At 64.6% G+C, this 12,595-nt stretch carries 12 protein-coding genes; 9 read left to right on the forward strand and 3 right to left on the reverse strand.

Annotation, left to right across the window (positions count from 1 at the left end):
- The first annotated feature begins 34 nt into the window (after positions 1-34).
- A complete protein-coding gene (locus XH89_RS26950; RefSeq protein ID WP_194463398.1) occupies positions 35-1,450 on the forward strand; it encodes an amidase in 1,416 nt (471 codons plus the stop codon).
- Positions 1,451-1,597: 147 nt separating this feature from the next.
- On the opposite strand, the gene XH89_RS26955 is transcribed toward XH89_RS26950, so the two are convergent.
- Positions 1,598-2,701 carry an amino acid ABC transporter permease gene (locus tag XH89_RS26955; RefSeq protein ID WP_194463399.1) on the reverse strand — a complete coding sequence of 368 codons (1,104 nt, stop codon included), beginning with the start codon at positions 2,699-2,701 and terminating at the stop codon, positions 1,598-1,600.
- A gap of 2 nt (positions 2,702-2,703) precedes the next feature.
- A complete protein-coding gene (locus XH89_RS26960; protein WP_194463400.1) occupies positions 2,704-3,891 on the reverse strand; it encodes an amino acid ABC transporter permease in 1,188 nt (395 codons plus the stop codon).
- 87 nt (positions 3,892-3,978) lie between these two features.
- Here XH89_RS26960 and XH89_RS26965 point away from each other — a divergent pair, with 87 nt between their 5' ends.
- The 4 genes from XH89_RS26965 to XH89_RS26980 all read left to right on the forward strand — a co-directional run bounded on the left by XH89_RS26965 (position 3,979) and on the right by XH89_RS26980 (position 8,104).
- Positions 3,979-4,851, forward strand: a complete 873-nt coding sequence (locus tag XH89_RS26965; protein ID WP_194463401.1) for a MurR/RpiR family transcriptional regulator — start codon at positions 3,979-3,981, stop codon at positions 4,849-4,851.
- Positions 4,852-4,855: 4 nt separating this feature from the next.
- Positions 4,856-6,205 (forward strand): aspartate aminotransferase family protein, encoded by a 1,350-nt coding sequence (locus XH89_RS26970; protein ID WP_194463402.1) that lies wholly within the window; start codon positions 4,856-4,858, stop codon positions 6,203-6,205.
- 12 nt (positions 6,206-6,217) lie between these two features.
- The gene (locus XH89_RS26975; protein ID WP_194463403.1) at positions 6,218-7,231 is read left to right on the forward strand and encodes an amino acid ABC transporter substrate-binding protein; all 1,014 of its coding nucleotides are present in this window, start codon (positions 6,218-6,220) and stop codon (positions 7,229-7,231) included.
- 222 nt (positions 7,232-7,453) lie between these two features.
- Positions 7,454-8,104: an aspartate/glutamate racemase family protein gene (locus XH89_RS26980; RefSeq protein ID WP_194463404.1), complete on the forward strand. Its 651-nt coding sequence runs from the start codon at positions 7,454-7,456 to the stop codon at positions 8,102-8,104.
- A gap of 113 nt (positions 8,105-8,217) precedes the next feature.
- Here the strand turns inward: XH89_RS26980 and XH89_RS26985 are convergent, their stop codons facing one another.
- Complete coding sequence (locus tag XH89_RS26985; protein WP_194463405.1) at positions 8,218-8,865, reverse strand: TetR/AcrR family transcriptional regulator; 648 nt, start codon at positions 8,863-8,865, stop codon at positions 8,218-8,220.
- A 156-nt stretch (positions 8,866-9,021) separates the two neighbouring features.
- On the opposite strand from XH89_RS26985, the gene XH89_RS26990 reads away from it, so the two are divergent.
- The 4 genes from XH89_RS26990 (at position 9,022) to XH89_RS27005 (ending at position 12,585) form a co-directional block, all read left to right on the forward strand.
- A complete protein-coding gene (locus tag XH89_RS26990) occupies positions 9,022-9,231 on the forward strand; it encodes a ferredoxin (protein ID WP_194463406.1) in 210 nt (69 codons plus the stop codon).
- A gap of 97 nt (positions 9,232-9,328) precedes the next feature.
- A complete protein-coding gene (locus XH89_RS26995; protein ID WP_194463407.1) occupies positions 9,329-10,552 on the forward strand; it encodes a cytochrome P450 in 1,224 nt (407 codons plus the stop codon).
- 32 nt (positions 10,553-10,584) lie between these two features.
- A complete protein-coding gene (locus XH89_RS27000; protein ID WP_194463408.1) occupies positions 10,585-11,907 on the forward strand; it encodes an MFS transporter in 1,323 nt (440 codons plus the stop codon).
- 18 nt (positions 11,908-11,925) lie between these two features.
- Positions 11,926-12,585, forward strand: coding sequence for a sulfite oxidase-like oxidoreductase (locus XH89_RS27005; protein WP_194463409.1), 660 nt, complete (start codon positions 11,926-11,928; stop codon positions 12,583-12,585).
- The last annotated feature ends 10 nt before the right edge of the window (positions 12,586-12,595 follow it).

The following is a 12,595-nucleotide window of genomic DNA, read 5'->3' on the forward strand; positions in this document are numbered from 1 at the left end:
TTACGAGCGAAAAGTAAGCTTAGGAGTCATAGACTTGTCTCAAGACCTGATCCGCCAATCCGCCTGCACCGTCGTCGACATCTTGCGCTCCGGCGACGTCTCTCCACTTGAGCTGCTGGACGTGGTGGAAAAGCGCGTCAAGGAGGTCGATAGCAAGGTCAATGCGCTGCCGACGCTGTGCTTCGATCGCGCGCGGATGCACGCGAAGGCGCTGATGCAGAAGCCGGCCGGCGCACGCGGCCTGCTCGCGGGCCTGCCGGTGCCGATCAAGGATCTCACTGATGTCGCGGGCGTGTTGAACACCCAGGGCTCGCCAATCTTCAAGGACAATATCCCGACCAAGTCCGACCTCATGGTCGAGCACCTCGAAGCCAATGGCGCTGTGGTCTATGCCAAGTCCAACACGCCGGAATTCGGCGCCGGCGCCAACACCTTCAACGAAGTCTTCGGCGCGACGCTCAATCCCTGGGATACGACGAAATCCGCGGCCGGCTCGTCCGGCGGCGCCGCGGTGGCGCTCGCCACCGGCATGGCCTGGCTCGCCCAGGGCTCCGACATGGGCGGCTCCTTGCGCAGCCCTGCGGCTTTCTGCGGCATCGTCGGCATGCGCCCGAGCATCGGCCGTGTCGCCCATACCCCCAAATCGGGCATCGATCGCAATCTCGGCGTCGTCGGGCCGATGGCCCGCAATGTCGAGGACCTCGCGCTGCTGTTAGATGCGATGAGCGGCGACTATGCGGACGATCCGCTGTCGCTGCCGGCGCCCATGACCTCGTTCCTGTCGGCGGCTCAGTCCGGCAAGAAGCCGAAGCGCATCGCCTATTCGCCCAATCTCGGCATCACACCTGTCGATCCCGAAGTGAAGGCGATCACGCAAAAGGCTGCCGAACGCTTTGCCGAGGCCGGCGTCATTGTCGAGGAGGCTCATCCGGACTGGCGCGAAGCGCATGAATGTTTCCACGTCTTGCGCGCTTTCGACTTCGCGATCACCAAGGCCAATCTGCTCCGCACCAAGCGCGACCTGCTCAAGCCCGAGGTGATCTGGAACATCGAGGAGGGCCTCAAGCTCACCGTCGATCAGCTCGCACGCGCCGAGGCCCAGCGCGTCGGCATGACCGCGCGCGCGATCGAGTTCTTCAAGACCTACGACCTCCTGCTGACGCCGACCACGATCGTGCCGCCCTTCCCGATCGAGCACCGCTATGTCGCGGAATGCGCCGGCAAGAGGTTCGAGAATTACGTCGAATGGCTCGGCATCGTCTATGCCATTACGCTCGCCTGCTGCCCGTCGCTGTCCCTGCCCTGCGGCTTCACGGCCTCAGGCCTGCCGGTGGGTGTCCAGGTCGTCGGCGCCCCGCGTGCGGATGCCCAGGTGATCGCCGGCGCGAAGGTGCTGGAGGATATTCTGGGTCTGCGCGGCCAGACGCCGATCGATCCGCGGGTGAAATAACCGCTCTCGTGCCCCCGGACGCGGCGCAACGCGCCTTCGCGGTGCGCTGCAGAGCCGGGGCCCATCTCTCCGAGACCTCCCGTGTAGCCCTGGGTCCCGGCTCTGCGCAGCAACGCTACGCGTTGCAGCGCGTCCGGGACACCGGCATCACCTTCCCCTCGCCTCCAGGCTCCGGCTGTAGCGCGACATCGCGAAGCAGAAGACGAAATAGATCGCGGCAACGAAGATGTAGACCTCGACCGAAAACTGCTGCCAGGCCGGATCGATGATCGCGGTCTTGGCCGTCGTCAGCAGGTCGAAGATGCCGATGATGAGCACCAGGCTGGTGTCCTTGAAGAAGGCGATGAAGGTATTCACCAGCGGCGGGATGACGTGACGGATCGCCTGCGGCAGCACGACCAGGCGATGCTTGCGCCAGTAGGACAGCCCGAGTGCGTCGGCGGCCTCATATTGGCCACGCGGCACGGCCTGAAGACCGCCCCGGATCACTTCGGCCAGATAAGCTCCTGCGAACAAGATGATCGCGATCTGCGCGCGCAACAGCTTGTCGATATTAAACCCGCTCGGCATGAACAACGGGAACATCACACTCGCCATGAACAGCAGGCTGACCAGCGGCACGCCGCGGATCAGCTCGACATAGAGCACCGAGAGCGAGCGGATCGCCGGCAGCTTTGAGCGCCGGCCGAGCGCAACCAGGATGCCGAGCGGAAAACCGAACGCCAGTCCGAACGTCGCCAGGATCAGCGTCACCGGCAGGCCGCCCCAGCGGTCCTGCGAGACGAACGACAGTCCGAACACGCCGCCCCACATCAGCACGCTGATCAACGCGAGCGCGCCGATCCAGAGGAAGGCGAGCTCGCGCCGCCACAGGGCGCGGCGGGTCGAGAGAAAGTACAGCGCGATAAATAGCAGCACCGCCAGCGCCGGCCGCCATTGCTCGTCGAACGGATAGGTGCCGAACAGGATGAAGCGGTACTTTTCAGGAATGATCGCCCAGCAGGCACCCAGGCCGCGCACCGCCTTGCAGGCGCTGGAATCGTTGGCCGGCGTGAGCCAGACCGCGTTCGCAATGCCCCATTGCACGAAGCCGATCACGCCCTTGGCCAGCACCGCCAGCAGGACGATGGTCAGGATGCCATTAGGAATCGACGAGAACAGGTTGGTGCGCAGCCAGCGCAGCACCGGGTTGCCGATTTGCGGGCGGCGCGCGGCGCGCGGAAGATCCGGCATGTCGGTGATCGCGGTCATCCTCAGCGCTCCGCCAGCGCGATGCGCGCATTATACCAGTTCATGAAGAAGCTGATGCCGAGACTGATGGTGAGGAAGACGGCCATAATCAGCGAGATCACCTCGATCGCCTGCCCGGTCTGGTTCAGCGTGGTGTTGGCGACCGAGACCACGTCCTGGTAGCCGATCGCCACCGCGAGCGAGGAATTCTTGGTCAAATTGAGATACTGGCTCGTCATCGGCGGCACGATCACGCGCAACGCCTGCGGCAGGATGATCTGCCGCAACATGAAGCTGCGGCGCAGGCCGAGCGCGCTGGCGGCATCCCACTGCCCGCGCGGCACCGACTGGATGCCGCTACGCACGATCTCTGCGATGAAGGCCGAGGTGTAGGTGACGAGCGCAACCAGCAGCGCGAAATATTCAGGCGCGAGCGTCAGCCCGCCGACAAAGTTGAAGCCGCGCAGTTGCGGCCATTCGATCGTCCAGGACACGCCAAGCAGCAGCGACACCGCGAGCGGTAGCACGACGATGAGACCGAGCGCAAAGGGCCACGCCGGCCGCGGCTTGCCGTCCCGCATCTGCTGCGTGACCAGCCAGCGCCTGACGACAAGGAATGCAACGAAGCCCAGCACGGCCGTGCCGAGCACCCAGAGCTGTGCCGCGCCGATCGGGATCGCCGGCAGGATCAGACCGCGATTGGAGAGAAACACGCCTTCGACCGGCCGCCACGCCGCGCGCGCCGCCGGCAAACCCTGCATCAGCACGTACCAGAACAGCAGCTGAAGCAGCAGCGGGATGTCGCGCAGGGTCTCGACATAGACAGCAGCGAGCCGCGACAGCAGCCAGTTCGCCGACAGCCGCGAGATGCCGATCAGCGTCCCCAGAATGGTCGCAAGCACGATGCCGATCACCGCGACGCGCAGGGTATTGGCGACGCCGACGACGAAGGCCCAGAGGTAGCTGTCCCTCGGACTATACGCGAGCAGGCTGTCGGCAATCGGCATGCTGGCCTCGCGGCCGAGAAAGGCAAAGCCGGTGGTGATGCGGCGGGCCGAGAGGTTGGTGACGGTGTTGGACCAGAGGAAGACGACGACAGCGACCACAATGCCGACCACCAGCACTTGCCAGAACAGGCCCTTCAACTCGTTTGGTCCGAGTGCGCCGAAAAAGCTCCGGCGCGGCGGCGGCCTGGGATCATCTGAGGTCACAGCACAAAAATCCTTCCTGAAAACAGCGATTTCCGGCAGCGCGCATCAACTGTTGCACCAAATGCGCATTCATGCAACAAATGTTTCATGGCCGTATCAGCGAAATCCTCGCCGTTGAGCGAACTGCGCATTGCGTTGCCATCGCTTCCCCTGCGCCTGCAGGAGGTCGGGCGTTTCGTCGCGGCCAATGATTACGACGCCACCACCCGCTCCATGCGCGATCTCGCGGCCGAAGCCGGCGCCGACCCCGCCGCGTTCACCCGGCTTGCGAAGGCCATCGGCTATTCCGGCTGGGACGAATTGCGCGCCGCGCTGACCGAGGCACGGCGGCCGTCCCAGACCTCGCCCTTCTCGGCCCGCGCCAGGAGCCGCCGCCACGGTCCGAACGCCGATGTCGCGCTCATCACCGACAAGCTCGAAGCCGAGGCCGCCGGCCTCCCGCGTATCTCCGCCCACGCGATTGCGGATGCGGCCCGCACGCTGCACGACGCTAACAGGATCTGGATTGCCGGTTATCGCAGCTGCCGCAGCGTCGCGGAACTCTTGAACTACGAGCTCCGGCTGTTTCGTCCCGAGCAGGTGCAGATCGTAGGTGCATCCGGCCCCGATGATCTCGATCTCGGTGCGTTCCGCCCCGGCGAGGCCGTCATTGTCATCGGCTTCATGCCCTATACCAATGCGAGCGTCCGGGTCGCGCAGGCCGCCTATCGCGCCGGCTCCACGCTGATCGCCATTGCGGACAGCGTTGCCGCACCGATGGCCGAGGGCGCCGATCACGTGCTGCTGTTCGAAGCGGCTTCCTCGCCGGGCTTCTTCCCGAGCCTCACCGGTGCACTGGCGATTGCGCAATCGCTGGCCGCGGTGACGTTCTCGCTCGGCGGCACGGCCGCCAAGAAGCGGCTTCAGGATACCGAGGCGCGGCTCGCCGCAGCTTCCACCTACGTTTCAGAGAAAGGTTGATCCCATGAGCACCCGCACCAGCCGCGTGCTGCATCGCTCGCTGCGTGAGACGCCGCCCAAGGCGATCGGCGGCGAAGGCGTTTATCTCATTGCCGAGGACGGCCGTCGCATCATCGACGCGTCCGGCGGCGCGGCGGTGTCCTGCCTCGGCCATCAGCATCCCCGCGTGATCGCGGCAATGGCGAAACAGGCTTCGACGCTCGCCTACGCCCACACCGCCTTCTTCTCGTCCGAACCGGCCGAGGCGCTCGCCGAGACGCTGGTGGGCGCCGAGCCGGGCGGCCTCGCCTACGCCTATTTCGTCAGCGGCGGATCGGAGGCGATCGAGGCGAGCATCAAGCTCGCGCGGCAGTATTTCATCGAGCGCGGCGAGCCGCAGCGGCAACACTTCATCGCGCGGCGGCAGAGCTATCATGGCAACACGCTCGGCGCGCTCGCCGCCGGCGGCAATGCCTGGCGCCGGGCTCCCTACGCGCCGCTGCTCTCGACCGCGTTCAGCCATGTGACGCCGGCCTTCGCCTATCACGAGAAGCTCGACGGCGAATCCGATGCGCAATTCGTGGCGCGTCTTGCGGCCGAGCTCGAAGCCGAGTTTCAGCGCCTTGGCCCCGACACCGTGGCCGCATTCCTGGCCGAACCCGTCGTCGGCGCCACCGCCGGCGCGGTGACCGCACCGGACGGCTACTTCAAGGCCATGCGCGAGATCTGCGACCGGCACGGCGCTCTTCTTATCCTCGATGAGGTCATGTGTGGCATGGGCCGCACCGGCACCACGCATGCCTGGCAGCAGGAAGGCATCGCGCCCGATATCCAGGCCATCGCAAAAGGTCTCGGCGGCGGCTACCAGCCGATCGGTGCGATGCTGGCAAGCAGAGGAATCATCGACACCATCCGCGCCGGCTCCGGCGCGTTCCAGCACGGCCATACTTATCTCGCGCACCCGCTCGCCTGCGCGGCCGCGCTCGCGGTGCAGAACGTGATCCGCGAGGACAATCTGCTCGAACAAGTGAAGCAACGCGGCAAGCAGCTCGAGCAGCGGCTCACCGAGCGCTTCGGCAATCACCGCCATGTCGGCGATATCAGGGGCCGCGGCCTGTTCTGGGCGATCGAGCTCGTCGCCGATCGCGCCGCCCGCACTTCGTTCGATCCGGCACTCAAGCTGCACCAGAAGATCAAGGCGGAAGCCTTCGCCAATGGGCTCGGCTGCTACCCCGGCGGCGGCACCGTGGACGGCGTCCGCGGCGACCATGTGCTGCTGGCACCGCCCTATATCTCGTCAAGCGACGAGATCGACCAGATCGTCGACAAGCTCGGCACGGCCGTCGACAACGTGTTGCGTAGTGTCAATCACTGAGGGGAGAGTAGTATGATGAGGAAAGTGGTTATCGCGGCGAGCGTGCTCGCGGCATCGACGGTTGTCGCATCCGCGGCGACGCTCGACACGGTGAAGAGCCGCGGCACGCTGGTGTGCGGCGTCAGCGCCGGCTTTGCCGGCTTCTCCGCGCCGGACTCGCAAGGCAATTACAAGGGTCTCGACGTCGACTATTGTCGCGCGCTCGCCGCTGGCGTGCTCGGCGATCCCAACAAGGTACGCTATGTCGCGCTGACCGCGCAGAACCGCTTCACCGCGCTGCAGTCAGGCGAGATTGACGTACTCTACCGCAACTCGACGCAGACCTATCTGCGTGGGGTCACGCTAGGTTTGCGCCAGGGCCCGATCAATTTCTACGACGGCCAGGGTTTTGTCGTGAAAAAAGACCTCGGCGTGAAGGAACTCAAGGACCTCAAGGGCGCAACCGTCTGCGTCGCGCAGGGTACCACGCACGAGGTCACGCTCGGCGATTACGGCCGCGCGAACGGCATCGACTGGAAGCCGCTGGTGTTCGACCGCGTCGACACCATGTATCAGACCTTCTTCGGCGGCCGCTGCGACGCCATGACCCAGGACGCCTCCGCGCTTGCAGGCGCGGTGACGACCGCGGCGCCGAACCCGGCCGACTACGTCGTGCTGCCGCAGACCATCAGCAAGGAGCCGCTTGGGCCTTTCACCCGCAACGGTGACGAAGTCTGGAGCGACATCATCACCTGGCTGCATTACGGGCTGATCGAGGCCGAGGAACTCGGCGTCACGCAGGCCAATGTCGACGAGATGACGAAGTCGCAGACGCCCGCGATCCAGCGGCTGCTGGGCGCTTCCGGCGACCTCGGCTCGCGGCTCGGTCTCGACAACAAATGGCTGGTCACGGTGATCAAGGCCACCGGCAATTACGGTGAGATCTACGAGCGCAATGTCGGCAAGGCGAGCCCGCTCAAGCTCGAGCGCGGCCTCAACGGCCTCTGGACCAGGGGCGGCTTGATGTACGCGGTGCCGTTCAAGTAGACATCTCCCCGTGTCCCGGACGCGCTGCGGCGTTCCCGGCGATGCGAAGCATCGTCCGGCACGCCGCTGCGCAGAGCCGGGACCAGGAGGTAACCGTTTGTGACGCTCTAAAAGGATGGGCCCCGGCTCAGCAGCGCATCACCATAGCGCGTCGAAGACGCGCGTAGACGCGCTTATGGTGCTGCGCTGCGCCCGGGGCACGAGACCGGATAGCTACGCTCAATGACGCCCCCCATGCGCATCGCCCTGATCCACGCCCTCAAGCACTCCATCGCCCCGATCGAGGCGGCGTTCGCGCAAGCCTGGCCGGAGGCGCGGCTGATGAACCTGCTCGACGACAGCCTGTCGGCGGATCTGGCGCGTGACGGCCGGCTCAACGACGCCATGACCGAACGCTTTCTGGCGCTCGGCGACTACGCCGCAGCCACGGGAGCGAAGGCGATCCTGTTCACCTGCTCGGCCTTCGGACCCTGCATCGAGGCCGTCGCACGTGCGCACGCGCCGATGCCCGTGCTCAAGCCAAACGAAGCGATGATCGAACGCGCTGTGACGATGGGCAAGAAGATCGGCCTGCTCTCGACCTTCCCCCCAACGCTGGTCTCGATGCCGCCCGAATTTCCCGCCTCCGTTCAGATCGTGCCGAAGCTTGCCGAGGGCGCGCTGGCGGCGCTCGACCGCGGCGACCGCGCCACCCATGATCGGCTGATCGTCGAGGCATCGAAGGATCTGCGCGATTGCGACGTCATCGCCCTGGCCCAGTTCAGCATCGCGTCGACCGCGCCGCTGGTCGCAGAAGCCACCGGCCGGCCCGTCGTCACCACGCCGGACAGTGCGATCGAGAAGCTGATGCGGCTGCTGAAGGCGAAGGCTTAGAGCATGATCCGGAAAAGTGCGCAGCGGTTTTCCCTCGCGACAAACGCGGAACGCTTTTGCGCGGAGATCATGCTCAAACAATAACCTAAAGCGCGATGAAATCGCATCGCGCTTTAGGCGCCGGCCTTTTTTCCGCGCTGCGCGTCCTTGATCGCGACCGCGAGCGCCGCCTTCGTTTCGTTCACAAAGTCCTCGACCAATTCCTCGCGCGTGGCATGCGCAGCCTCGCCGGTGAAAAGACCCTGCTCGGCCAGCATCACCACGCCGTGCAGCGCCGCCCAGATCTTGAGCGCCTGCCGCTCGCGCAGATAGCCGACCGCAGGCGCTTCCAGGGCCTCGATCACGAGATCAAATGTCTCGCGGGTCGCTTCGTGCAGTTCGCTGTCCTTGGCCGCGCATGAGACGGTGCGGGACGCGAACATCAGGCGATAGATGCCGTTACGCCGGAGGCCAAAATCGAGCGTCGCCTGCGCCAGCCGCGACAATTTCGACTGCTTCGACGGCTTCGCCATCGCCTCGCGCAGCATCGCGCTGAACTGGCGGAACGCCTCTGCCGTCACCGCGGCAAGCAACGCCTCACGGTCAGCGAAATGGCGGTACGGAGCCGGTTGCGAGACCCCGAGCTGCTTTGCCAGCGCCTTGATGCTGATCGCTTCCGCGCCGCCCTGCTCCGCCTCACGCAACGCGGCCTTGATCAGGGCGCCGCGGAGATCGCCATGGTGGTAGGTGTTTTCGGGCTTGCGAGCGAAATGTGAACGCATGTTACGGCGGAGCCTATAAGTTTGCGCTTGACAGGGGAAGCCTGCCGCGAATGTAATAGCATATAACTTAAAGCTCGCGGCAAATGCCGCGGATAAGACTCTTATGGGGAACGCGCGCCGCCTTTCCGGCCCGCGCATACGACCGAGGAAGCCACCATGGCAGAGCGACTGAGAGTTCACGTCGATCCCGACAAGTGCCAGGGCCACGCGCGCTGCAAGGCGCTGGCGCCGGAATTGTTCGAACTCGACGAATACGGCAACGCTCACGAGGCCGGAGACGGCACGATTCCTCCTGGTCTCGAAGACAAGGCCTGGCTTGCCAAGTCCAACTGCCCGGAAATCGCAATCGACGTGATCGAAGAATAACGCGGCCCCCTGCCCGCGCCCCGGCGTGCCTTCAGCGAACACGAGCCCCAAGGTAGCCCAAGGGAGCTCCAAGGGATATTCAAGGGATTTTCCTGCCATGTCCGACGTCAGCCAGCCTGCCGCCCATCCGCCCGTGATCGATTGGGTCAACGATTTCGATCACACCGATCCGCAATGGACGGAAGACCCGTTTCCGATCTGGGAAGAGCTGCGCGCCGCGAGCCCGGTCGTGCACACCGAGCGGTTCCTCGGCTGCTACATGCCGACGACTTATGAAGCGGTGCGTGAGATCGCCAACGACACCGAGCATTTCTCCTCGCGCCGCATCATCGTGCGCGACATCCGGCCGGAGATCACCAGCAGGAATGTCGCTCCTCCGATCACCTCCGATCCGCCCGTGCACAAGCCGGCCAAGCAATTGCTGCTGCCGCCATTCACGCCTGATGCGATGAAGAAGCTGGAACCGCGGATGCGCGCGATCTGCAACGAGTTGATCGACGGGTTCATCGCCGACAGCAAGGTCGACGCCGCGGCGCGCTACAGCAAGTACATCCCGGTTCAGGCGATCGCACACATGCTCGGCATTCCCGAGAGCGACAGCGATCTCTTCATCAACTGGATCCACATGATCCTGGAGCTGGGCATCAAGGACGAGAACAAGCTGCTCCAGGCCGTCCAGGAAATGAGCGCCTATTTCATGGCGCATATCGAGGAGCGCCGGTCGAAGCCGACCGACGATCTGATCTCCTATCTGATGAATGCCAAGGACAAGGAGGGGCAGCCGCTGGAGGAATCGCACGTGCTTGGCTCGCTGCGGCTGCTCCTGATCGCCGGCATCGACACCACCTGGAGCGCAATCGGGTCCTCGCTGTGGCATCTTGCCCGGACGCCGGCCGATCGCGAACGCCTGATTGCCGAGCCCGGCCGGATCCCGACGGCCGTGGAAGAATTGCTGCGGGCCTATGCGCCGGTGACGATGGCGCGCGAGGTGGTCAAGGAAACGACGATCTCCGGCTGCCCGGTCAAGGCGGGCAACATGGTGCTCTTGTCGTTCCCGGCTGCCAATCGCGACCCGAAGATGTTTCCGGACGCCGACAAGGTCGTGATCGACCGGCGCGAGAACCGGCACGCCGCCTTCGGCCTCGGCATCCATCGCTGCGTCGGTTCCAACCTGGCGCGGATGGAGATGCAAGTTGCGCTGGAGGAATGGCTGAAGCGGATTCCGGACTTCCGGCTCGATCCAGCAGGCACCGTGACCTGGTCGCAAGGCACGGTGAGAGGCCCCCGCCAGTTGCCATTTCTGCTTGGAAAGGCGATGTAGGCCTTTCCAAGATCAGCGGAGAGAGGCCGGACGTGACAGAGCAAGCAACCCATCCGGCCTCCGAACGCTTCGACATTGCCGACGCCGAGCGGAGGATCAAGGCGATCTTCATCGGTTCCGTCGGCAACCTTGTCGAGTGGTACGACTTCTACGCCTACACGGCGTTCGCCCTCTATTTCGCCCCTGCTTTTTTCCCCGGCAACGACCCGGTCGTCCAGCAATTAAATGCAGCCGTGATATTTGCTGCGACCTTCCTGATGCGCCCGCTGGGCGGCTGGTTCTTCGGCTATCTTGCGGACCATTTCGGCCGCCGCATCTCGCTCACATTGTCGGTCGTGTTCATGTGCTTCGGCTCGCTGATCATCGCGCTGACGCCGACCTATGCCACGATCGGCTTCGCCGCACCGGTGATCCTGGCGTTGGCTCGCGTGATCGAGGGCCTGAGCCTCGGCGGTGAATATGGTGCCAGTGCCACTTATCTGAGCGAGGTCGCCGATCCCAAGCACCGCGGCTTCTATTCGAGCTTTCAATACGTCACGCTGATCGGCGGCCAGCTGACCGCCATCATCGTGCTGTTGCTCCTGCAAAAGGTCTTCCTCACGTCCGATCAGCTGAAGGCGTGGGGCTGGCGTATTCCGTTTGCGATCGGCGCGGCGCTCGCGATCTTTGCCGCGGTGATGCGGCGCAACCTGCACGAGACCGAGGCCTTCGAGGAAGCCAAGAAGGTGGTGAAGCCGACCGGCTCGATCACCAATCTGCTGCGTTACCCGCGCGAACTCCTGCTGGTGGTCGGCCTCACGGCCGGCGGCACCGCGGCGTTCTACACCTTCACCACCTACATGCAGACCTTCGTCAAGCTCTCGGTGGGCCTGACCGAGGACCAAACCACCTTCGTGATCTTCGGTACGCTGATTTTCGCAACCATCCTGCAGCCGATCTACGGCGCCATCTCCGACAAGATCGGCCGCAAGCCGCTGCTGATCTTCTTCGGCGTCGCCGGCACGCTCGCAACCGTGCCGCTGCTGATGACGCTGAAGGAGACCAAGTCGCCGTTCATGGCCTTCATTCTGATCTGCTGCGCCTGGCTGTTCGTCGCCGGCTACACCTCGATCAACGCGGTGGTGAAGGCCGAGCTGTTCCCAACCAATGTCCGCGCACTTGGCGTCGGCCTGCCCTATGCGATCACCGTCTCGATCTTTGGCGGTACCGCGCCGGCCATCGCGCTCTATTTCAAGACCATCGGGCATGAGGACTGGTTCTATTATTATCTCGCCGGAATTATCTGCCTGTCGCTGATCATCTATTCCACCATGCGCGACACCAAGCACGCTTCCGCAATGCACCGCCACGAGTAGTCCATTTTCGGGTAGATCATGGCCGACGAGACGCCATCCGACAGCAAGCTGACGCGGACCAAGGAGAAATGGGCGCGCGAGGGCCGGTTTCTCACCGGCAAGGCGACGCGCCCGGAAGATCAGCGCCTGCCGCCCGGCCAGCATCTGACAAAAGACTGGCCGGTGCTGGACCTCGGCGTCGTACCACCGGTGTCGCGCGAGCGCTGGCGGCTCGACGTCTACGGCGCGGTCGAGCATCCCATATTCTGGACCTATGCCGAGTTCGCAGCGCAGAAGCAGGACCGCTTCACCTCCGACATCCATTGCGTGACGACCTGGTCGCGTTACGACAACGAATGGGAGGGGCTCGCAACGCGCGAGCTGCTGGCGGCCTGCCGGCCACGCGACGATGCGCGCTTCGTCGTGCTTCACGCCTATGACGGCTACACCACGAACCTTGCGCTGGACGACTTTGCCGCCGAGGACGCGCTGCTGGCCCATAGCTGTTCGGGTCAGCCGCTGACCGAAGAGCACGGCGGTCCGGTGCGGCTGGTGGTGCCGCATCTCTATTTCTGGAAGAGCGCGAAATGGCTCCAGGCCATCGAATTCCTGACCGATGACTCCCCTGGTTTCTGGGAAGTCCGCGGCTACCACAACCGCGGCGATCCCTGGGCCGAGCAGCGCTATTCAGGAGACTAGGCTCGAGCAA

The sequence above is a fragment of the Bradyrhizobium sp. CCBAU 53340 genome, assembly GCF_015291645.1.
In the GTDB taxonomy this organism is placed as follows: Bacteria; Pseudomonadota; Alphaproteobacteria; order Rhizobiales; family Xanthobacteraceae; genus Bradyrhizobium.